This window comes from Blastococcus sp. SYSU D00868 (assembly GCF_054050575.1).
Genome location: NZ_JBJGZO010000027.1, coordinates 1 through 20,912 on the forward strand (window position 1 = coordinate 1; position 20,912 = coordinate 20,912).

At 74.4% G+C, this 20,912-nt stretch carries 17 protein-coding genes; 3 read left to right on the forward strand and 14 right to left on the reverse strand.

All coding sequences use genetic code 11. From position 1 onward, the window contains the following. Window positions 1-57: 57 nt before the first annotated feature. Genes ACI79F_RS18900 through ACI79F_RS18915 form a run of 4 tightly spaced genes read right to left on the reverse strand, consistent with a single transcriptional unit; the run spans window position 58 to window position 4,113 of the window. Window positions 58-915 (reverse strand): ABC transporter ATP-binding protein, encoded by an 858-nt coding sequence (locus tag ACI79F_RS18900; protein ID WP_456547238.1) that lies wholly within the window; start codon window positions 913-915, stop codon window positions 58-60. After that, window positions 912-1,934, reverse strand: a complete 1,023-nt coding sequence (locus tag ACI79F_RS18905; protein ID WP_456547237.1) for an ABC transporter ATP-binding protein — start codon at window positions 1,932-1,934, stop codon at window positions 912-914. Before ACI79F_RS18905 ends, ACI79F_RS18900 begins: the two co-directional genes overlap by 4 nt. Beyond that, window positions 1,924-2,940: a branched-chain amino acid ABC transporter permease gene (locus ACI79F_RS18910; protein WP_456547236.1), complete on the reverse strand. Its 1,017-nt coding sequence runs from the start codon at window positions 2,938-2,940 to the stop codon at window positions 1,924-1,926. The genes ACI79F_RS18905 and ACI79F_RS18910 overlap by 11 nt, the downstream gene beginning before the upstream one ends. A gap of 6 nt (window positions 2,941-2,946) precedes the next feature. Next, window positions 2,947-4,113, reverse strand: a complete 1,167-nt coding sequence (locus ACI79F_RS18915; RefSeq protein ID WP_456578933.1) for a branched-chain amino acid ABC transporter permease — start codon at window positions 4,111-4,113, stop codon at window positions 2,947-2,949. A gap of 420 nt (window positions 4,114-4,533) precedes the next feature. On the opposite strand from ACI79F_RS18915, the gene ACI79F_RS18920 reads away from it, so the two are divergent. Then, the gene (locus tag ACI79F_RS18920; protein ID WP_456547234.1) at window positions 4,534-5,145 is read left to right on the forward strand and encodes a GNAT family N-acetyltransferase; all 612 of its coding nucleotides are present in this window, start codon (window positions 4,534-4,536) and stop codon (window positions 5,143-5,145) included. Window positions 5,146-5,162: 17 nt separating this feature from the next. Here the strand turns inward: ACI79F_RS18920 and ACI79F_RS18925 are convergent, their stop codons facing one another. Continuing rightward, window positions 5,163-5,570, reverse strand: coding sequence for a PaaI family thioesterase (locus ACI79F_RS18925; RefSeq protein ID WP_456547233.1), 408 nt, complete (start codon window positions 5,568-5,570; stop codon window positions 5,163-5,165). 93 nt (window positions 5,571-5,663) lie between these two features. On the opposite strand from ACI79F_RS18925, the gene polA reads away from it, so the two are divergent. Next, window positions 5,664-8,402, forward strand: a complete 2,739-nt coding sequence (gene polA / locus ACI79F_RS18930) for a DNA polymerase I (RefSeq protein ID WP_456547232.1) — start codon at window positions 5,664-5,666, stop codon at window positions 8,400-8,402. Between the two features lie 246 nt (window positions 8,403-8,648). Here polA and ACI79F_RS18935 read toward each other — a convergent pair whose 3' ends face one another. From ACI79F_RS18935 to ACI79F_RS18955, 5 genes are all read right to left on the reverse strand, one after another. Next, window positions 8,649-9,698, reverse strand: a complete 1,050-nt coding sequence (locus ACI79F_RS18935) for a substrate-binding domain-containing protein (protein ID WP_456546374.1) — start codon at window positions 9,696-9,698, stop codon at window positions 8,649-8,651. A gap of 147 nt (window positions 9,699-9,845) precedes the next feature. Beyond that, window positions 9,846-10,925, reverse strand: a complete 1,080-nt coding sequence (locus ACI79F_RS18940) for an ABC transporter permease (protein WP_456546375.1) — start codon at window positions 10,923-10,925, stop codon at window positions 9,846-9,848. A gap of 92 nt (window positions 10,926-11,017) precedes the next feature. Continuing rightward, a complete protein-coding gene (locus tag ACI79F_RS18945; RefSeq protein ID WP_456546376.1) occupies window positions 11,018-12,589 on the reverse strand; it encodes a sugar ABC transporter ATP-binding protein in 1,572 nt (523 codons plus the stop codon). Between the two features lie 215 nt (window positions 12,590-12,804). Continuing rightward, window positions 12,805-13,971 (reverse strand): ROK family protein, encoded by a 1,167-nt coding sequence (locus tag ACI79F_RS18950; protein ID WP_456546377.1) that lies wholly within the window; start codon window positions 13,969-13,971, stop codon window positions 12,805-12,807. 4 nt (window positions 13,972-13,975) lie between these two features. Continuing rightward, window positions 13,976-14,659: an alpha/beta fold hydrolase gene (locus tag ACI79F_RS18955; RefSeq protein ID WP_456546378.1), complete on the reverse strand. Its 684-nt coding sequence runs from the start codon at window positions 14,657-14,659 to the stop codon at window positions 13,976-13,978. A gap of 148 nt (window positions 14,660-14,807) precedes the next feature. Between ACI79F_RS18955 and ACI79F_RS18960 the strand changes: the two genes are divergently transcribed. Next, complete coding sequence (locus tag ACI79F_RS18960) at window positions 14,808-16,250, forward strand: NAD(P)/FAD-dependent oxidoreductase (protein ID WP_456546379.1); 1,443 nt, start codon at window positions 14,808-14,810, stop codon at window positions 16,248-16,250. On the opposite strand, the gene ACI79F_RS18965 is transcribed toward ACI79F_RS18960, so the two are convergent. The 4 genes from ACI79F_RS18965 to ACI79F_RS18980 are packed head-to-tail and all read right to left on the reverse strand — an operon-like array spanning window position 16,247 to window position 20,827. After that, window positions 16,247-16,930 carry an alpha/beta hydrolase gene (locus tag ACI79F_RS18965; RefSeq protein WP_456546380.1) on the reverse strand — a complete coding sequence of 228 codons (684 nt, stop codon included), beginning with the start codon at window positions 16,928-16,930 and terminating at the stop codon, window positions 16,247-16,249. The two genes, ACI79F_RS18960 and ACI79F_RS18965, sit on opposite strands and share 4 nt — an antisense overlap. Then, window positions 16,927-17,712, reverse strand: coding sequence for an SDR family NAD(P)-dependent oxidoreductase (locus ACI79F_RS18970; RefSeq protein WP_456546381.1), 786 nt, complete (start codon window positions 17,710-17,712; stop codon window positions 16,927-16,929). Before ACI79F_RS18970 ends, ACI79F_RS18965 begins: the two co-directional genes overlap by 4 nt. Next, window positions 17,709-18,857, reverse strand: coding sequence for a carboxylate-amine ligase (locus ACI79F_RS18975; RefSeq protein ID WP_456546382.1), 1,149 nt, complete (start codon window positions 18,855-18,857; stop codon window positions 17,709-17,711). Before ACI79F_RS18975 ends, ACI79F_RS18970 begins: the two co-directional genes overlap by 4 nt. Next, a complete protein-coding gene (locus tag ACI79F_RS18980; RefSeq protein WP_456546383.1) occupies window positions 18,854-20,827 on the reverse strand; it encodes an alpha-amylase family protein in 1,974 nt (657 codons plus the stop codon). The genes ACI79F_RS18975 and ACI79F_RS18980 overlap by 4 nt, the downstream gene beginning before the upstream one ends. Window positions 20,828-20,912: the final 85 nt, after the last annotated feature.

A 20,912-nucleotide genomic window follows, 5' to 3' on the forward strand; every position in this document is an offset into this window, starting at 1 on the left:
GGGCGCGGGGCCCGCCCGAGGGGGGGGCCCGCCGCCGTCGGGGTATGGGGGCGGGCGTCAGTGGGCCTTGGCCAGCGTCCCGAGGTAGAGCTCGATCACCTTCGGGTCGTGCATGAGCGACTCGCCGGTGTCGGTGTAGGCGTTGCGGCCCTGGTCGAGCACGTAGCCGCGGTCGCAGATCTGCAGGCAGCGGCGGGCGTTCTGCTCGACCATGATGATCGACACGCCGGTGGCGTTGATCCGGCGGCACCGGATGAACACCTCGTCCTGGTAGGCGGGGGAGAGGCCGGCCGACGGCTCGTCGAGCAGCAGCACCGACGGCGACATCATGAGGGCCCGGCCCATGGCGACCATCTGCCGCTCGCCGCCGGACAGCGAACCGGCCTTGCCCTTGCGCCGCTCGCCGAGCAGCGGGAACAGGTCGATGACGTAGTCGAACCGCTCCTGGAACGTCTTGGGCCGCAGGTAGACGCCCATCTGCATGTTCTCCTCGATGGTGAGCGAGGGGAACACGTTGTTGTTCTGCGGCACGTAGCCGACGCCCAGCGACACCAGCCGGTGGGCCGGCGCCGAGGTGATGTCCTCGCCGCGCAGCGTCACCGTGCCCGAGCGGACCGGGATCAGCCCGAAGAGGGTCTTGAGCAGCGTCGACTTGCCGGCCCCGTTGGGGCCGATGATGCCGACCAGCTCGCCCTCCTGCAGGTAGAAGTCGGCGCCGCGGAGGATGTTGACCCCGGGCACGTAGCCGGCGACCAGGTCGTCGGCGCGCACGAGCGCCCCCTCGGCGAGGCGCACGTGCTCCTCGCGCGTCGCGGCCTTCTCGGCCGGGGTGAGCTCGGTGGCGCCGGCCGCGGCCTCGTCGGCGCGGGTGACGTCCTCGCCGGACTCGTCGACCTCGAACAGTGGCTCGCTCATCGCTGGGTCCCCTCGCGGTCGGTCTGCTCCGAGCTCAGGACCTCGCCGTCGGTGCCCTCCTCGGAGGCGATGGCCGCCTGGGCCTCGGCGAGCACCCGGTCCTCCTCCTCGACGGTCAGCGGCGCGTCGTGGTGGGCGCCCAGGTAGGCGTCGACGACGGCCTGGTTCTGGCTGATGGACTCCGGCGGGCCCTCCGCGATGACCTGGCCGGCGGCCATGACCACCACCCAGTCGCTGATGTCCCGGACGACGTCCATGTCGTGCTCGACGAAGATCACCGTCATGCCCTGCTCGCGCAGGTCCTTGACGTGCCCGAGCAGGCTCTGGGTCAGCGCGGGGTTCACGCCGGCCATCGGCTCGTCGAGCATGACGACCTTCGGGTCGCTCATCAGCGCCCGCGCCATCTCGAGCAGCTTGCGCTGACCACCGGACAGGGTGCCGGCGAAGTCGTCCTTCTTGGCGTCGAGCTTGAACCGGGCGAGCAGGTCGAGCGCCTTGGCGGTGTTCGCCTCCTCCTGCTTGCGCCAGCTCCCCGGCCACAGCGAGCGGAAGAAGCTCTCGCCGCGTTGCTCCTTGGCGCCGAGCAGCATGTTCTGCAGCACGGTGAGCCGGGACAGCGCCTTGGTCAGCTGGAAGGTCCGGACGACGCCGAGCCGGGCGACCTGGTGCGGCGAGAGCCGGCCCAGCGGCCGGCCGTCGAACGACCACGTGCCGGCGTTGGGCTGGTCGAACCCGGTGAGCAGGTTGAACAGCGTCGTCTTCCCCGCGCCGTTGGGGCCGATCAGCCCGGTGATCCCGCCGCGCTGGACCTCCAGGTGGTCGACCGACACGGCGGTGAGACCGCCGAAGGTGCGGGTGACGCCGTCGACGACGATCGCCGGGTCGGGCTTGGCGACCCCGACCTCCCAGGGCACGTCGCGCAGCGCGGCCTGGGCGAGCCGGGCCGGTGCGGCGCCGCCCGGGGCGGCCCCGGGCTGCTGGGAGGCCGCGGTGGCCCCCGTGGGCTGGTCAGCGGGCATCGAGCATCACCTCTCGTCGGTCACCGAGGATGCCCTGCGGTCGGAAGATCATGAGGAGCATCAGGCCCAACCCGATGATGATGAACCGGATGTAGGCGATGTCGGTGGCCGAGAGCAGGTCGCTCCACTCGAACAGGCCGAAGAACGAGTTGCCCTCGCCCACCAGCGCCGCCAGCGCGCTGTCGGAGAACGCGATGATGAACCACAGCAGCATCGCCCCGATGACCGGGCCGGCGACGGTGGCCGCGCCCCCGAGGATGAGCGCGCCGTAGGCGAGGAACGTGTTGGCGTTCTGGTACTGGTCCGGGTTCTGCGACCCGGTGCCGACCGCGTAGACCATCCCGCCGAGGGCACCGAAGACGCCGCCGAGCACCAGGGACTGCATCTTGAACGCGTAGACGTTCTTGCCCAGCGCACGCGCCGCGTCCTCGTCCTCACGGACGGCGCGCAGCACGCGGCCCCACGGGCTGCGCATCAGCGCCCAGACGAGCAGGCAGGACAGCAGCACGATCGCCCAGCCGACCGTGATGACCCACAGCTCGCTGCCGCGCCACCGGGTGCCGAGGATGTCGAACCGGCCGCTGACCGACCACGGGCACAGCGTGAAGAAGCTGCTGTTGAAGTCGAACAGGCCCTCGGTGCTGCCGGTGATCTCCGTGGAGCCCACCGACCGGAACAACAGCCGCAGGGCCTCCGCCGTCGCGATCGTGACGATCGCGAGGTAGTCGGCGCGCAGCCGCAGGGTGGGCAGGCCGAGCAGCAGCGCCAGGATCACCGCCGCGCCGAGGCCGACGACGACGCCGACCCAGAACGGCAGGTCCCACTGGGCGACGGAGATGGCGATGCCGTAGCCGCCCACCATCGCGAAGGCGATCTGCCCGAAGTTCAGCAGGCCCGTGTACCCGAAGTGCAGGTTCAGCCCGATCGCGAGCAGCGCGAAGAAGACCGCCTGGTAGGCGAACATCGCGCGGACGCCGAGCTGGAACGCGTCGAGGAGCTCTCCCACGGCCGGTCAGCCGATCCGTGCGCGGCTGCCCAGGATGCCCTGGGGCCGGATCATGAGGATGACGATCAAGAGGAGCAGACCTCCGACGTACTTCATGTCGTCGCGGATGACGAGCGTGGACATCTGCACGAACACGCCGACGATGACGCTGCCGACGAGGGCGCCGTAGGCGGTGCCGAGCCCGCCGAGGGTGACCCCGGCGAACATCAGCAGCAGCAGCCGGAAGCCCATGTCCCACTGGATCTGGTCCGACAGCCCGAGGAGCACGCCACCGAGCGCGGCGAGGGCGCCGCCCATGACCCAGACGACCAGGATGACCCGGTCCACGTTGATGCCGGAGGAGGCGGCCAGGTCGCGGTTGTCCGCGACGGCGCGCATCGCCTTGCCGATCCGGCTGCGCTGCAGCATCAGCGCGACGCCCAGGAGGACCACCAGCGAGATGATGATCGAGTACAGGTCGCGGTCGGTGAGCGCGAAGGCGCCGTAGTCGCGCGCCCGCTGGGACTGGTAGTCCAGGTAGGGGTTGGACCGGCCGCCGTAGATGACCTGGATCAGGTAGCGGACCGCCAGCGAGAGGCCGATCGACACGACCAGCGCCGCGACCAGCCCCGTCCCGCGCCGGCGCAGCGGCCGCCACAGCCCGATCTCGTTGAGCGCGCCGATCAGGCCGCCGACGACCACCGCGATCAGCGCCGAGGCGATCAGCGGGATGCCGCCGTCCACGTTGAGGTAGAAGGCGACGATCGCGCCGATGGTGACCAGCTCGCCGTGCGCGAAGTTGGTCAGCCCGGTCGTGCCGAAGATCAGGGACAGGCCCACCGCGCTGATCGCGATCAGCAGGCCGAACCGCAGGCCGTCGACGAACAGCTGGACGGCGAGGATGCGGTCGCTGCCGCCGCGCTCGCCGGTGTTCAGCCCGAAGTTCACCGGCTCGCGGCCGTTGAGCTCGACGGTCACCGTGCGGGTGTCGCCGCCCCCGCCGAGCTGGACGCCCTCGGGCAGGTCGTCGGTGTCGAGGGTGACGACGTACTCGCCCGGGCCGGGGACCGGGACCGAGAAGCGGCCCCGCTCGTCGCTCTGGGCCTCGCCGACCTCCTGGCCGTCGGCCGTCTCGACGGTGACCGTGACGCCCTCGATGGGGCCGGTGGTGTTCGTCGTGAGGGTGCCACGCACCTGCTCGTTCTCGGCCGAGGCGACGCCGGGGGTGAGGGCGGCGATCGACAGGCCGAAGAAGGTGACCAGCAGGACCCTCAGGAGGATCCGCCCGGCGGACGATCGGTGGCCGGGGGTACCGGCCCGTCCCGCGGAGGGGGACGGCGTCCGACGGGGGTCTTCCCGGCGGACGCGCTCTGGCGCGTGCGTCACGCGTGCTCCCTGCGTGTGAGTGGAGCACGGAAGGTAACCCAGAGAAGTTGCAAGTCTGTTCCGTCCCCGACCAGCTGTGACCGTTCCGCGACCAGCCACTCCCGTCACGCCCGTCCCGCGACGGCGCGTCACGGCGACCGCCGGGGCCGTCGGTGCCACCCTGCGCGCACCGTCCAGGGGAGGCATCCGGTGCCCGCATCCGGTTCTCGGTCCCGCATCGCGACGCGCGTGGCGCGTCCCGACGACCTGCCCGCCGTCCTCGCGCTGGTGCGCCAGCACCGGGCCGAGTCGCACGCCGAGGGCGTCCTCACCGGCCAGGCGCCCGGCAGCGCGGCGGCGGACGGGTTCCGGCGGCTGCTGGCCGACCCCGGCCACACCGTCGTCCTCGCCGTGCTGCCCGGGGCCGACGCGGGGGACGGCGCCGGGGGCGGCGCCGGCGAGCAGGTGGTCGGCCTGGCGGTCCTCGGCGTCGACCCGCTGTCGCGGGTGCTGGGCCTGCCGCAGGTGACCGTCGACAACCTGGTGGTGCACCGGGACCACCGGCGGCGCGGGGCGGGTACGGCCCTGCTGGCCGCGGCCGCCGAGCACGCCGGGCGCTGCGGGGCGGCGCACGTCGTCGCGGCGGTCGGGCCCGAGGCCGAGCGGCAGCGCTTCTTCGCGCGGATGGGCTTCGCGCCGCTGCACACGCGGCGCATCGTGCCCCGCGAGAACCTCCTCCGCGCGCTGGCGGGCTGGCAGCGCGGCCGGCCCCCCGTGCCGGCGCCGCGCCGGGTGACCGCCCGCCGGCGGCTGCCGGTGCCGGGCCTGCCGCTGGCCGCCCCGCGGGCGCGGGGGGCCTGAGGCGGGTCGCCCGCGAGTCAGGCGTCCAGCGTCATGCAGGTCAGCCGGGCGGTGGCGGTGACGCGGCCGGCGTCGTCGGTGACCTCGACCAGGAAGGTGGACAGCGAGCGCCCCCGCCGCACCGGCGTGGCCACGGCGGTGACCGTCCCCGAGGTGGCGGCCCGGAGGTAGCTCGCGTTGAGCTCGATGCCCACCACCCGGCGCTGCGGGCCGGCGTTGAGCGCCGCCGCCCACGAGCCGACCGACTCCACGAGCGCGCAGGTGGCGCCGCCGTGCAGCAGCCCGTAGGGCTGCTCGTTGCCGGCGACGGGCATCGTCGCGACCGTCCGGTCGGGGTCGAAGTCGGTGATGCGGATGCCGAGCTTGTCGTCCAGCGGGCTGCTCTGGCCGGCCGGGATCCAGTCGGGCGGGGCGAGGACGGTCACGGGACGGCACGGTAGCCAGCGGCCGCCGCGCCGCCGGGTCCGGCTCCTCCGCGGGTCGGGCCCTGTCGGTGCCCGGACCTAGGATCGCGGGCGATGTCCGCACCGGTCACCACCTCCGCGCCCGCCGCCCCCTCGACCCCGAGCGGGCCGCGCCCCCGCCTGCTGCTGCTCGACGGGCACTCGCTGGCCTACCGGGCCTTCTTCGCCCTGCCGGTGGAGAACTTCTCGACGACCACCGGCCAGCCGACCAACGCCGTCTACGGCTTCACGTCGATGCTGATCAACGTCCTGCGCGACGAGGCGCCCACGCACCTGGCCGTCGCGTTCGACGTCGGCCGCAAGACCTTCCGCAGCGAGATCTACGCGGAGTACAAGGCCAACCGGTCGGAGAGCCCCACCGACTTCCGCGGCCAGGTGAGCCTGATCCAGGAGGTGCTCGCCGCGCTGCACGTGCCGGTGATCACCGCCGAGGGCTTCGAGGCCGACGACGTCATCGCCACGCTGACCGTGCAGGCCGTCGACGCGGGCATGGACGTGCTGATCTGCACCGGCGACCGCGACGCGCTGCAGCTGGTCAACGAGCACGTCACCGTCCTCTACCCGCGCAAGGGCGTCTCGGACCTGACCCGGTTCACGCCCGAGGAGGTCGAGGCGAAGTACGGCCTGACCCCGGTGCAGTACCCGGACTTCGCGGCGCTGCGCGGCGACCCGAGCGACAACCTGCCCAGCATCCCGAGCGTGGGGGAGAAGACCGCGGCCAAGTGGGTCCGCGAGTACGGCTCGCTGGACGCGCTGGTCGACCAGGTCGACACCGTCAAGGGCAAGGTCGGGGAGAAGCTGCGCGAGCACCTGTCCTCGGTGCTGCAGAACCGGCGGCTCACCGAGCTGGACCGGCGGGTGCCGCTGGAGGTGGGGCCGGTCGACCTCGCCGTCCAGCCCTGGGACCGCAACGAGGTGCACACCCTCTTCGACAACCTGCAGTTCCGGGTGCTCCGCGACCGGCTGTTCGCCACCCTCACCAGCGCCGAGCCGGAGGTCGAGGGCGGCTTCGAGGTCACGGCCGACGAGGTCGCGCCCGGCGGCCTCGGCGCCTGGCTGGACGCGCACGCCCGCGGCCGCACCGGACTGGTCTTCCGCGGCACCTGGGGGCGCGGCACCGGCGAGCTGACCGGGCTGGCGCTGGCCGCCGGCGACGACCACGCCACCTACGTCGACCTCGGGCCGGACCTCGACGCGGCCGACGAGCAGGCCCTGTCCGACTGGCTGGCCGACGCCGACCGCCCGAAGGTCGCCCACGACGTCAAGGGCCCGCTGCTGGCGGTCTGGGCGCGCGGCTGGGAGCTGAACGGGCTCATCAGCGACACCGCGCTGGCCGCCTACCTGGCCACCCCCGGTCAGCGCTCGTTCGACCTCGCCGACCTGGCGGTGCGCTACCTGCGTCGCGAGCTCAAGGACGCCGCCGCGCCGGAGGGCCAGCTGACCCTCGACGGGATGGGCCCGAGCGAGGCGGACCTGGCCGCGGAGGCCGCGCACGCCGACGTCCTCAAGGCGGTGGCGGTCAACGACCTGTCCGACGCGCTCGAGCAGCTGCTCGGCCAGCGCGACGCGGACGGCCTGCTCGGCGACATCGAGCTGCCGCTGACCCGCGTGCTCGCGGCGATGGAGTTCCGGGGCATCGCCGCGGACCTGGACTTCCTGCACGAGCTGCAGCGGGAGTTCGCCGAGGGCGTCGCCGCCGCGGCGGCGGAGTGCTTCGCCGTCATCGGGCACGAGGTGAACCTCGGCTCGCCCAAGCAGCTGCAGGCCGTGCTGTTCGACGAGCTCGGGCTGCCCAAGACGAAGAAGATCAAGTCGGGCTACACCACCGACGCCGAGGCGCTGACCTCGCTGCTGGCGCAGACCGGGCACCCGTTCCTCGAGCACCTGCTGCGGCACCGCGACGTCACGCGGCTGCGTACGGTCATCGACGGGCTGATCCCGATGGTCGACGACGGCGGCCGCATCCACACCACGTTCCAGCAGACGATCGCCGCGACCGGGCGGCTGTCCTCGACCGACCCGAACCTGCAGAACATCCCGATCCGGACGGCCGAGGGGCGGCGCATCCGCCAGGCGTTCGTCGTGGGCGGCGGCTACGAGTCGCTGATGACCGCCGACTACAGCCAGATCGAGATGCGGATCATGGCCCATTTGTCCGGCGACGAGGGGCTCATCGAGGCGTTCACCTCGGGGGAGGACCTGCACTCGTTCGTGGCGTCGAAGGCCTTCGACATCCCGATCGAGCAGGTCGACCCGGAGATGCGCCGGCGGATCAAGGCCATGAGCTACGGCCTGGCCTACGGGTTGTCGGCGTACGGCCTCGCCCAGCAGCTGCGGATCACCCCGGAGGAGGCGCGCGGGCAGATGCACGCCTACTTCGAGCGCTTCGGCGGCATCCGCGACTACCTCGACTCCGTCGTCGGCGAGGCCCGGCAGACCGGCTACACGGTGACCACGCTCGGCCGGCGCCGCTACCTGCCGGACCTGACCAGCGACAACCGGCAGCGGCGGGAGATGGCCGAGCGGATGGCCCTCAACGCCCCGATCCAGGGGTCGGCCGCCGACGTCATCAAGGTGGCCATGCTCCGGGTCGAGGCCGCCATCGCCGCGGAGGGCCTGCGGTCGCGGATGCTCCTGCAGGTCCACGACGAACTCGTGCTCGAGGTGGCGCCGGGGGAGCGGGAGGCGCTGGAGACGCTCGTCCGCCGCGAGATGGCCGGCGCGGCGCAGCTGTCCGTGCCGCTGGAGGTCTCGGTGGGCTTCGGCAACAGCTGGGACGCGGCCGCCCACTGACACCGCGGTCCTCCGGACCGCACCGCGGCCAGGTGCCGTCCCCGGCCTGCGCTGAGCCGCTGCCCGTGTCCCGGTCGGGGGGGCCGCCGGGGGCCCCCCCCCCGGCCCCCCCCCCCCCCACCCCGCCCCCCCCCCGCCCGCCGGCCGGCGCGCCCCGCCCCCCCCGCCCCCCCCCCCCCCCCCCCCCCCCCCCCCCCCCCCCCCCCCCCCCCCCCCCCCCCCCCCCCCCCCCCGACGCAGGGACGGTCAGGACTCGAACGCGGCGTCGATGAAGTCGTCGACGTTGTCGGCGGTGACCACCGGGGCGTTGAGCACGATGGTCCGGGGCACCCCCTGGGAGTTCAGGTCGGACACGCTCTTGTCCTGGGCCACCAGGCGGGCCAGCCGGACACCGTCGGCCGCCTGGGTGTGCGGGTAGATGACGGTCGCCTGGAGGACCGAGTCACCGGACTGGATCTCCCGCATGGCGTTCGCCGAGCCCGCGCCGCCGACCATGAAGAACTCGTCGCGGCCGGCGTTCTCGATCGCGGCCAGGACGCCGACACCCTGGTCGTCGTCGTGGTTCCAGATCGCGTCGATCTGCGGGGCGGCCTGGAGGAGGTTGGCCGCCTCGGCCTCGCCGGACTCGACGGTGAACTCCGCCGCGACCCGGTTGCTCACCTCGAGGCCGCAGTCGGCCAGCGCGTCGGCAAAGCCCCGGCTGCGGTCCTGGGTCAGGGGCAGCGAGTCGATGCCGGCGATCTCCGCGATCACGGCGTCGGGCTGGTCGCCGAGCTGCTCGCAGATGTAGGTGCCGGCCGAGACGCCCATGCCGTAGTTGTCGCCGAGGATCGTGGCGCGGGCGGCGAAGGGGCTGTTGAACTCGCGGTCGACGTTGATGACCGGGATGCCGGCCTCCATGGCCTCCAGCGCGACGGGCGTCAGGGCGTCGCCGTCGAAGGGCAGCAGCACGATCGCGTCGACGCCGTCGTTGATGAACGTCTCGACCTGGGCGATCTGGGCGCTCACGTCGTTCGTGCCCTCGGCGACGATCAGCTCGACGTCGTCGTACTCCTCGTCCACCGCGCGGGCCGCCTCGGTGATGCCGGCCATCCAGCCGTGGTCGGCCGCCGGCGCCGAGAAGCCGATGCGGACGGTCTCGCCCTCCTCGTCGTTGTCACTCGCGGCGTTGTTGCCGCCGCCGCCCGAGTTCTCCGGCTCGTTGCCGGTGCAGCCGGCGACCAGGGCGCCGGCGCTCAGCAGGGCGGCCGCGGTGAAGGTCATCCGGCGGAAGGGACGCAGCCTCGCTGCAGACATGGGTTCTCCTCAGGTGTTCGCCTCCCTGGCTGGTCCGCCAGGTCGTGCTCGTCGGGGATTGCGGGTGCGGTGCTGGGTCCGGCGGGCGGGCACCCGACGGGTGGTGCTGGCCGGCTGCGGCGGTGGAGACGCCGCCAGGCGGTCAGGTCAGGTCGGGTCCGCGCCGGGGCGGGCGCCGCCGGGGCCGCCCGGGTCGCCGGTGCCGCCGGAGACCGCGCCGGCCGGACTGCCCTGGACGACGGGTCCACCGGAGGACCCGTCCTGGCCTGGCCGGCGGAAGGTGAAGCTCCCGGTGGCCAGCCGCTGCTGGAGCAGGACGGCGGCGACGATGATCACGCCGCGCGCGACCGCCTGCGCGGAGCTGGACAGGTCGTTGAGCGTGAAGACGTTGCCCAGCGTGAAGAAGATGATCACGCCGAGGACGGTGCCGACGATCGTGCCCCGGCCGCCGATCAGCAGCGTGCCGCCGATGACCACGGCGGCGATCGCCTCCAGCTCCCACAACGTGCCGTGGGTCGAGCTGCCGGTCGTCGTCCGGCCGATGATCATCACGGCCGCGATGCCGCAGGTGATGCCGGAGAGCACGTAGAGCTTCACCGTGTGCAGCTGCACCCGGATCCCGGCGAGCCGGGCGGCCTCGGCGTTCCCGCCGACGGCGAAGGTGCGCCGTCCGAACGTCGTCCGGTTCAGCAGGATCCAGCCGGCCACGGACACCAGCGCGAAGATGATGACGAGCGTGGGGACGCCCAGCACGTCGCCGGAGAAGAAGTCGAGGAAGCCGTCCTCCCGGACGATCTGCGTCCGCCGGTTCGCGATGATCTCGGCCAGGCCCCGGGCCGCCGTGAGCATGGCCAGGGTGGCGATGAAGGCGGCGAGCTTGCCGTAGGCGATCACCACGCCGTTGACCAGGCCCGCGACCGCGCCGACGACGAGCGCCGTGACGACGATGACGATCCAGTGGACGTCCTCGGCGAGCTGCTGCGTGGCCAGGGTGGTGGCCCACACCGACGCCAGCGCCGCGATGGCACCGACCGACAGGTCGATCCCGCCGCCGATGATCACGAAGGTCATGCCGATGCTGACCACGCCGACGATCGAGGCGCCCCGCAGGATCGTCAGGATGTTGTCGACGTCGGCGAAGCGGTCCCCGGCGGTGATCAGTCCGACGGCGCAGAGGATGACCAGCGCGACGACGAGGCCGAGGTTGCGGCCCACCGGCCCGGACATCAGACCCGGTCCCCTGCCGGGCTCCCGGCCGCGTCCGGCTGGTGCCGCGGACGCGTCCGCCGACGTCCCGGTCGTCGCCGTGGTGCTGCTGCTCATGCCACGTCCCCTTCGTGCTGCATCGTCATGGACACCGGGGTGCCCTGGTGGGCGGTCCCCTCCATCACCAGGTCGAGCACCCGGTGCTCGTCGAGCGCGTCGGCCCGCTCCTCGGCCACGACCGCGCCGTCGGCGATCACCAGCACCCGGTCGGCGAGCCCGAGGACCTCGGGGATCTCGCTGGAGACCACGACGACGGCGACGCCCCGGTCGGCCAGGTCGCGCACCACCGCGTAGATCTCCGACCGCGCGCCGACGTCGACACCGCGGGTGGGCTCGTCGAGGAGCAGCACGCGGCACTCGCGCAGCAGCCAGCGGGCGAGGACGACCTTCTGCTGGTTCCCGCCGGACAGCGTGCGGACCTCGCGGTCGACGTCGGCGGGGCGCACCTCCAGGGCACGCACCTGCTCGGACGCCGCGGCGCGCTCCGCTCCTCGGGCGAGGAAGCCGCCGCGGGCGAAGCGGGCCAGGCTGGAGATGCTGATGTTCCGGTAGACCGAGTCCCCGAGCAGGAGCGCCTGGCTCTTGCGCTCCTCCGGCGCCAGCCCCACGCCGGCGGCAACCGCGCCCCCGACGTCGCCGTTGCGCAGCCGCTTGCCGCCGACGCGGACGGTGCCGGCGGTCGCGCGCCGGGCCCCGAAGACGGTCTCCAGGATCTCCGAGCGCCCGGCACCCACCAGGCCGGCGAGCCCGACGATCTCGCCGGGGCGGACCGCGAAGGAGACGCCGGAGAAGGACCCCCGCAGGGACAGGCCCTCGACCTCCAGCAGTGGCGGCTGGTCGGCCACGACCGGGCCCCGGCGCTCCGGGAAGACGTACTCGATGGTGCGGCCGGTCATCAGCGTGATGACCTCGCGGGTCGGGGTCTCGCGCGCCGGCAGGCCCGTGGCCACCGTGGCGCCGTCCTTGAGGACGGTGATCCGATCACCGATCTGGCGGATCTCCTCCAGCCGGTGGGAGATGTAGACGACGGCGACGTCGTGGGCCGTCAGGTCGCGGACGACCGCGAACAGCCGCTCGACCTCCTCGTTGTCCAGGACCGCGGACGGCTCGTCCATGACGATGAGGCGCGCGTCCTGGGACAGCGCCCGGGCGATGCTGACCATCTGCTGCGCGGCGGCGGAGAGCGAGCCGACCTCGGCGGTGGGCCGGATCTCCGGGTGACCGAGCCGGGTGAGCAGTCGGGAGGCCGCCGCGTTGGCCACCGCCGGCCGGGTGAGCCCGAACCTCGCCTGCTCGCGGCCGAGGAAGATGTTGTCGGCCACCGTGAGGCCGGAGACCAGGTCGAGCTCCTGGTAGATCGTGGCGATGCCGAGGCTCATCGCGGCCTGCGGGCTGCTGAGGCTCACCTCCTCGCCCCGCCAGGTGATCCGGCCGGCGTCGGGCTGGTGGGCCCCGGCGAGCACCTTGATCAGGGTGGACTTGCCGGCCCCGTTCTGACCGAGCAGGCAGTGCACCTCGCCGGCGCGCACGTCCAGGTCGACGCCGCCGAGGGCGCGGACCCCGGGGAACGTCTTGACGATGCCGTGCATCTCCAGCAGCGGCGGCTGCGCCAGGGACGTCGTCACCGGGCCTCCTGCGGGTCGGGGGTCCGCGCAGCCGACGTCCTCCGGGCGACCCGGGGCACTTCTGCTCAACGCTGACCATTAGTGCGTGCAGGCGTGAACATATGGGCGGAGTCACAGGTGGTCAAGCGACGACCGGGGAGTTACCGAACCGCAACCTGGCGGGAACGCCCGGGGGGCCGGGGCCGGGCGGACGGGGCGCCCCGTCCGCGCGCAGGTCAGCGCGCGAGCGCCTGGTGGACCGAGTCCTCGTCGAGGAAACCCTCGATCGCCATGAGCGCGGCGCCGACACGCCCGGAGAGGTCGGGCGCGCTGCTGACGCTGATCTCCAGCGACCGGGCCGCCAGCGGCATCGAGCGCCGGTAGACCGCCTCGCGGATGCCCGCCAGCAGCGGGATGCCGGCCTGGGCGACCCCGCCGGTCATGACGATCCGGTGCGGGTTGAAGAAGTTGACCAGCGCCGCGAGCACCGTGCCGATCGTGCGCCCGGCCGCCCGGACCAGCTCCAGGGCCGGGCCGTCGCCCTGCGCGGCGAGCTCCACCACGTCCCGGGTCGTCGTGACCGGCAGCCCCATGGCCAGGGCGTCGCGCAGCAGCGCGCCGCCGCCGGCGATCGCCTCGAGGCAGTTGACGTTGCCGCAGCGGCACACCACCTCGCGCCCGTCGGGCTGGGCGACGTAGATGTGCCCGATGTCGCCGGCGCTGCCCTGCGCGCCGCGGTAGACGCTGCCCTCGACGACGACGCCGCAGCCGATGCCGGTGCCGACCTTGACCACGAGCACGTCCTGGTCCGAGCCGGCGACGCCCATCTCCCCGAGGGCCATCACGTTCACGTCGTTGTCGACGAAGACCGGGCACTCGAAGCGGCGGAACGCGTGCGGGATCGGGTGGTCGTGCCAGCCCGGCATGATCGGCGGGTGGGACGGCCGCCCGGTCGAGAACTCGACGGGGCCGGGCACCCCCACCCCGACGGCGCGGACGTCGGCGGCCGACAGGCCCGCCTCGTCGAGCACCAGCTGCGCCAGCCGGTCGGCCTCGACGAGCACCGGGCCGGGCCCCTCGGCGATGTCGATGGCGTGCCCGGCCGACGCGATGAGCTGGGCGGACAGGTCGGTGACCGCGACGTCGACGCTGGTCACCCCGAGGTCGACGGCGAGCACGCAGCCCGCCCGGCTGTTGAACCGCAGCAGCGTCGGCGGCCGGCCGCCGGTGCTCCAGCCGCGGCCGCCCTCCTCCAGGAACCCGGCGGCGATCAGCTGGTCCACCCGGGCGCTCACCGTGTTGCGCGCCGCGCCGGTCAGCGCCACCAGCTCCGCGCGGCTCCGCGCCCGGCCCGTGCGCACGTGGTGCAGCAGCGCGCCGGCGGAGGCGGAGGTGGCGGTCATGACGTCATCGTGGCACGCCCGCCGTCCCCCGCCCGCCGCTCGTGTCCCCGACCCCCGCCCGCGCCGCCCGCAGCAGGGCGGCGACGTCGGCGGGGTGCGTGTGCACCGTCATGTGCACCGCGCCCGGCAGCTCGACCAGCCGGCCGCGGGCCGCGGCGGCGGCCACGGCGGCGGCGAACGGCCGCGAGCACAGCCGGTCGCGGGTGCCGCGGACGACGGTCACCGGGACGGCCACGTCGTGCAGCCGGGCGGCGATCGGGTCCGGGGCCGCCCGCCGCCACAGCGCCGCCATCGCCCGGGGGCCGGTCGTGAGCCACTGCGCCAGCACGAGCGGCACCTGCCACCACGGCTCGGCCCAGGCCGTGACCAGCCAGCGGCCGGCCAGCCCGGCCGGGGAACGCAGCCGCGGATCGGTGGTCGGGCCGAGCAGGACGACGGCCGCCACCCGCGGGTCGGCCGCGGCCGCCGCCACGACCTGGCAGCCCTGCGAGTGGCCGACCAGCACGACCGGTCCCGGGCCGAGCGCGGCCCGCAACCGGGCGGCCAGCGCGTCCAGGGGCGGGACCGGGCCCCGCCGCCCCATCCCGGGCAGCGGGACGACGTCGGCGTCGACCCGCGCGCGCACCCCGGTCAGCGACCGGCCGTCGAGGCCCAGGCCGGGCACGAGGACGACGCGCACCGGGGGCATCCGTCCGGTCTACCGGGCGCGGGTCCCGGGCGCGATCCGGTTCACCCGCGTGAGCGGGGAGGACGCGGGTAGAGGCTCTGACTGTGTCCCGAGTCGCCCGGGTCGGAATCGGGCGGGGCCCGAGTTGGAGTGGGAGGATGGAGTCATCATGACGACATCACGAGCGGCCACCGAGGCGAACGACCGCCCCGGAGCGACCACCACGTCCGGGCGACCGCGGGTCGTCATCGTCGGCTCCGGTTTCGGCGGCCTGTTCGCCGCCAAGGCGCTCAAGCGCGCGCCGGTGGACGTGACGGTGATCGGCAAGACCAGCCACCACCTGTTCCAGCCGCTGCTGTACCAGGTGGCCACCGGGATCCTGTCCGAGGGCGAGATCGCCCCGGCCACGCGCGAGATCCTGCGCGGGCAGCACAACGCCCGGGTGGTGCTCGGCGAGGTCACCGACATCGACCTGGCCGCCCGCACCGTCACCTCGACGATCCTGGGCCGCACGACGGTGCACCCCTACGACGAGCTGATCGTCGCCGCGGGCGCCGGGCAGTCCTACTTCGGCAACGACCAGTTCGCCGAGTTCGCCCCGGGCATGAAGAGCATCGACGACGCCCTGGAGCTGCGCGGCCGGATCTTCGGCGCGTTCGAGCTGGCCGAGCTGGCCACCAGCCAGGAGGAGATCGACCGGCTGATGACCTTCGTGGTCGTCGGCGCCGGCCCCACCGGCGTGGAGATGGCCGGGCAGATCGCCGAGCTGGCCCGCCGCACGCTGCGCCGCGACTTCCGCAACATCGACCCGACCCAGGCGCGGATCATCCTGCTCGACGCCGCGCCCAAGGTGCTGCCCAGCTTCGGCGAGAAGCTCGGCGACCGCGCCCGCCGGCAGCTCAACCGCATCGGCGTGGAGGTGCAGCTGGGCGCGATGGTCACCGACGTCGACGCCGACGGCCTCACGGTCAAGGACGGCGACGGGCAGGTCCGCCGCATCCCCGCCGCCACCAAGATCTGGGCCGCGGGTGTGCAGGCGTCGAACCTGGGCCGCAGCCTCGGCGAGCAGTCCGGCGCCGAGGTGGACCGGGCCGGCCGGGTGTCGGTGCAGCCCGACCTCACGCTGCCCGGGCACCCCGAGGTGCACGTCGTCGGCGACATGATGAGCCTGGACAAGCTGCCCGGTGTCGCCCAGGTCGCTATCCAGGGCGGCCGCTACGCCGCGAAGGCGATCCAGCTGCGCCTGGCGGGCAAGCCGGCGCAGCAGCCCTTCCGCTACAAGGACAAGGGCTCGATGGCGACCATCTCCCGCTTCTCCGCGGTCGCCGACATCAGCCGGTTCAAGTTCGAGGGCTTCATCGCCTGGGTGCTGTGGCTAGTGGTGCACCTGATGTACATCGTCGGGTTCAAGAGCCGCATCACCACGGTGTTCCACTGGCTGATCAGCTTCCTGGGCCGCGGCCGCTCCCAGCGGGTGGCCACCCAGCAGCAGGTCTACGGCCGGCTGGCGCTCGAGCAGCTGGGGCCGGACTTCTCGGTCTCCAAGACCGGCGGCCCCAAGGACGGCGAGGCGGCCGGGCGCGAGGACGTGACGGAGCGCCGCTCGGCCTAGCCGGGCGGGCCGAGCCAGGCGTCCAGCGCGGCGGTGACCAGGGCCGGGGTCACGACGTGGCCGCCGTCGAACTCGTCGTAGGTCACGTCGTAGCCGGCCCGCGTGAGGTCGCCGGCCACCCGGCGGCCGCACCGGTCGACCGGCAGCACGCGGTCGCCGGTGCCGTGCGCGACCCAGATCCGCGGGCGGCCGGTGCGCGCCGGGGCGGCCACGAAGCCGGGTGAGAAGGCGAGCACCGCGTCGGCCAGGTCGCCGTTGACCAGGCCGAGCGAGAGCGCGTAGGACGCGCCGTCGGAGAAGCCGCCGAGGGCGATCCGGCCGACCGGCTGCCGGGCGAAGACCTGCTCGAGCGCGGCGTCGAGGACGGCGACGTCGCGGCCCAGCCGGCCGGCCACGAGGTCCCACGTCACCGCGACCGACGACGGCGCCAGCACGAGCGCCCCGTGCGCGGCCGCGGGCCCGCCGACGGCGGCCAGGCCCTGCGCCGCGGAGCCCCCCGCCCCGTGGAAGAACACCAGCAGCGGCCGCGGGCCCGGCGCCCGGGCGGGGACGAGCAGCCGGGCCTGCGCGTCCGGCCCCAGGTCGAGCGCCCGCTCCCCCGGCGGGTGCGGCACCGCCGCCGGCGCGGCGGGCGGCCGGCTGGACAGCCGGCCGCTCGCGGCCCGCCGTGGGGCGGTCACGCCGAGCCGGGCTCGGCCATCTTCGCGTGGGCCGCGGACTTGAGCCTGTCCGGCAGCACGCTGTTCGCCGCGGCCTGCGCCTTGGTCATCAGCGACCCCGCGACGACCTTGTCCTTGCCGGCCATCAGCGCGTCGAAGCCCTGCTTCGCCACCTGCGCCGGGTCGTCCTTCGGGCCCTGGCCGAGCTTGGTGTCGAGCAGGTCGCCGCGCTCGAAGAACTCGGTGTCGGTGGGCCCGGGCATCAGCGAGGTGACGGTGACGCCGGTGTCGCGCAGCTCGGTGGCCAGCGCCTCGGCCAGCGACTGGACGAAGGACTTCGAGGCGTTGTAGACCGCCTGGTGGGGCCCGGGCATGGTCGAGGCGATCGACGAGGTGAACAGCACCCTGCCCTCGCCGCGGGCGGCCATGTCGCGGAGGAACAGCTTGGCCAGCCGGAAGGTGGCCGTGACGTTGAGGTCGATGATCGACTGCTCGTCCTCGATCGGGTTGTCGACGAACGGCCCGCCCTTGCCGACCCCGGCGTTCAGCGCCACGGCCGCGACCGGCCGGCCGGTGGCGGCGACCGCGGCGTAGAGGCCCTCGACGCCGTCCCGGGTGCGCAGGTCGGTCCGCACCGCGGCGACGTCCACGCCCTCGGCGCGCAGCTGGTCGGCGGCCGCGGCCAGCTCGGCGTCCTCGGCGTTGACGACCAGGTCGAAGCCGTGGGTGGCGAACTGCCGGGCGAGCTCGAGGCCGATGCCGCTGGAGGCGCCGGTGACGACGGCGAGGGGGCGTGAGGTCATGGGGTCTCGTTACCCGGGGCGGCGGTGGGGACACCCGCCGGCTCCACCGCCCCCTCCGCCACCACCTGCGCCGCGACCGCGCGCAGGTCGCCGGTGCGCCGCCAGGCGGTGAGCTGGCGGGTGGCCGACGTGCCCCGGTCCAGCAGCCGCTGCAGCAGCCCGGTCACCTCGGCCCACTCGCCGGCGGCGCGCAGGTCGTCCTCGAGCTCGCCGAGGAAGCGGTCGAGCAGGGCCCGCGCCGGGAGCAGCTCGCCGCGCACCGGGTCGAACAGCTCGCCGCCCAGCCCGTCGCGGGCGGCGCGCCACCGGGCGGCCCGCAGCAGCTCCGGCCGCGGGTCGGGGGCAGGCTCGCCGTCGGCGGCCCGCGCCGCCAGCACCCGGACCAGCGACCGGACCAGCCCGGCGTGCAGCACGGCGTCCTCGGGCGAGGTGCACACGTCGGCGATCCGGAACTCGACGGTGGGCAGGTGCGCCGACGGCCGGACGTCCCAGTACACCTGCGAGGCGTCCGCGACGACGCCCGCGGCGACCAGGCCGGCGACGACCTCCCGGTAGGCCGCGGCCGAGCCGAGCTGCTCGGGTGCGCCGGCGTGCGCAAAGCGCCCCCACCACACGGTGCGGAAGCTCTGGTAGCCGGTGGCCAGCCCGTCGTGGAACGGCGAGCTGCCGGTCATCGCCAGCAGCAGCGGCAGGTGCGGCCGGGCCCGGTCCAGCACGGCGACGGCGGTGTCGGTGTCGGGGACGCCGACGTGCACGTGGCAGCCGCAGATGTCCTGCTGCCGGGCCAGCACCCCCCACCGCTCCCCCATCGCCCGGTAGCGGTCGGCGCCGGTGAGCGGCTGCTGCTGCCAGCTGCCGAACGGGTGGGTGGAGGCCGGCAGCAGGACCAGGCCGTCGCGCGCGGCCGCCGCGGCCGCGTCCCGCCGGGCGGCGACCAGCTCGGCCCGGACCTCGGCGAGCGTGGTGCACACCTCGGTCGTCGTCTCCAGCTGGGTGGTGACGATCTCCGGGTGCACCCGGCGGCCCGCCTCCCCGGCCAGCGCGGCCGCCACGGCCCGCGGCGCCGGGGTGAGCGCGAGCGTCCCGGGGTCGACGCAGTGGAACTCCTCCTCCACGCCGAGGGTGACCCCCACCGGGCCGGTCACGGCTCGGCGTACCAGGCGAAGCCGAGGCCCGGCACGACCACCCGCCCGCCGCCGGCACCCAGCGGGCCGTCGCTGCCGTGCACCCAGGCGAGCGTGCCGAAGCCGGTGACGGTGTCGGCGTCCACCGCGCGCGGGCCGGGGGCGACGTTGGCCAGGCCGACGAACGCGCCGCCGCGGGGGTGCCGGCGCCGCCACGCCAGGACGGCGTCGTCCCCGGCGTCGAGCAGCTCGGCCTCCACCCCGCCGCGCAGCGCCACCAGCGACCGGCGGACCTCGCCCAGCCGGCGGACGGCGGCGAGCACCCGCCCCTCGAGCGTCGCGGGGTCCCGCGCCCGGTCGGCCGCGGCCCAGTCCATCGGCGGGCGGTGCATCCACCGGTTGTCCGGGGCGCGGGCCGGGTCGGCGAGGTAGCCGGCGTCGTTGCGCAGCGCGAGCTCGTCGCCCATGTAGAGCAGCGGGATCCCGCCCCACGCGTAGACCACGGAGTACAGCAGGACCAGCCGGCGGATCCCGGCCTCCAGCGCCGCGGCGTCGCCGGCCTCCAGTGCGGCCTCGATGCCGCACAGGGAGGCGGTGGACCCGGAGATCCGGGCGTCGCCGGTGGCCTCGTTCTCCTGGAACGGCGCGCCGCGGGCGAACGACCCGGGGAAGCGGCCGGAGTAGAAGTCGTTGAGGAAGCGCCGGTGCGCGAAACCGTCCAGCCCGACCGCCGCGGCGTCCTCGTCGGTGACCGCCCAGCCGATGTCGTCGTGCCCGCGCACGTAGGTCACCCACGTGGTGGTCGGCGGGACCGGCCGCATCCGGCCCAGCGCGTGCCGGGCCAGCCGGACGTCCCGCGTCGCGAGGCTGCTCCACAGCTGCACCATGAGCGAGTTGTGGTACGCCAGCTCGCACTCGGGCCGGTACCGCTCGTGCGCCCCGAGGTAGGGCACGAGGTCGTCGGGCGCGACGATCGCCTCCGCCTTGAACACCACGCCGGGCGCGGCCAGCCGGGTCAGCGCGTGCAGCAGCTGGAGGAGGGTGTGGCCCTCCGGCTGGTTCTGGCAGGTGGTGCCCAGCCGCTTCCAGAGGAACGGGACGGCGTCCATGCGGAAGACGTCGACGCCGCGGTTGGCCAGCCAGGTGATCTCGCCCAGCATCGCGAGGGTGACCTCGGGGTTGGTGTAGTCGAGGTCCCACTGGTAGGGCCAGAACGTCGTCCACACCCAGCCGCCGGCGCCGTCGCAGGCCTCGGGCACCCAGCTGAATGACCCCGGCGCCCGGTCGGGGAACACCTCGGGGATCGTCGCGTCGTAGGCGTCGGGCATCGTCCGGTCCGGGAAGGCGGTGTAGAAGCCCGCGTACGCCGGGTCGCCGGCCAGCCAGGCCCGGGCCCACGGGTGCTCGCGCGCCGTGTGGTTGACCACCAGGTCGATGCACAGGCTCATGTCCCGCTCGTGCAGCGCCGCCGCGACCGCCTCGAGGTCTGCCATCGTGCCCAGCCGGGGGTCGACGGCGCGGTGGTCGGCGACGGCGTAGCCGCCGTCGTTCTCGCCCTCGCGCGGGCGCAGCAGCGGCATCAGGTGCAGGTAGGTGGTGCCCAGGCCGGCCAGGTGGTCCAGGTGGCCGGGCAGCCGGTCGAGGGTGCCGCAGAACCGGTCGACGTAGCAGACGTAGCCCTGCATCCGCGCCCGCAGGAACCAGCCCGGGTCGATCTCCCGGCGGCGGTCCAGCCGCCGCAGCTCCGCCGGGCGGTCGGCCGCCGCGGCCAGGACGACGCCCAGTGCCCGCGCCAGCAGCGCGTCCGCACGGTCGGCGCCGTAGAGCGCCGCCAGCGGCTCGTGCACGTCGAGGAGGGCGAGGTCGGCGCGGGCGAGGAAGGCGTCGGCCTCGGCGCCGAGGGCCGCCTCGGCGTCGGCGGCCAGCCCGGGGCGCAGCGCGGCCCACGCCCGCGCGGCCGCCGCCCGCCCCTCGGCGGTGGAGGCCGTCACCGGGCCCGTTGCGATCGGTCTCGGCGGCTGCTCACCCGGCCAGTATCTCGGCGGTGTTCGCCCACGGCAGAGCGGCGGCACGGCG

Excerpts from the sequence above, each read along its gene's own strand:
- ACI79F_RS18900 (WP_456547238.1), bottom strand. The coding sequence starts at position 915 with ATGAGCGAGCCACTGTTCGAGGTCGACGAGTCCGGCGAGGACGTCACC.
- ACI79F_RS18905 (WP_456547237.1), bottom strand. The coding sequence starts at position 1,934 with ATGCCCGCTGACCAGCCCACGGGGGCCACCGCGGCCTCCCAGCAGCCC.
- polA (WP_456547232.1), top strand. The coding sequence starts at position 5,664 with ATGTCCGCACCGGTCACCACCTCCGCGCCCGCCGCCCCCTCGACCCCG.
- ACI79F_RS18935 (WP_456546374.1), bottom strand. The coding sequence starts at position 9,698 with ATGTCTGCAGCGAGGCTGCGTCCCTTCCGCCGGATGACCTTCACCGCG.
- ACI79F_RS18940 (WP_456546375.1), bottom strand. The coding sequence starts at position 10,925 with ATGTCCGGGCCGGTGGGCCGCAACCTCGGCCTCGTCGTCGCGCTGGTC.
- ACI79F_RS18950 (WP_456546377.1), bottom strand. The coding sequence starts at position 13,971 with ATGACCGCCACCTCCGCCTCCGCCGGCGCGCTGCTGCACCACGTGCGC.
- ACI79F_RS18955 (WP_456546378.1), bottom strand. The coding sequence starts at position 14,659 with ATGCCCCCGGTGCGCGTCGTCCTCGTGCCCGGCCTGGGCCTCGACGGC.
- ACI79F_RS18960 (WP_456546379.1), top strand. The coding sequence starts at position 14,808 with ATGACGACATCACGAGCGGCCACCGAGGCGAACGACCGCCCCGGAGCG.
- ACI79F_RS18970 (WP_456546381.1), bottom strand. The coding sequence starts at position 17,712 with ATGACCTCACGCCCCCTCGCCGTCGTCACCGGCGCCTCCAGCGGCATC.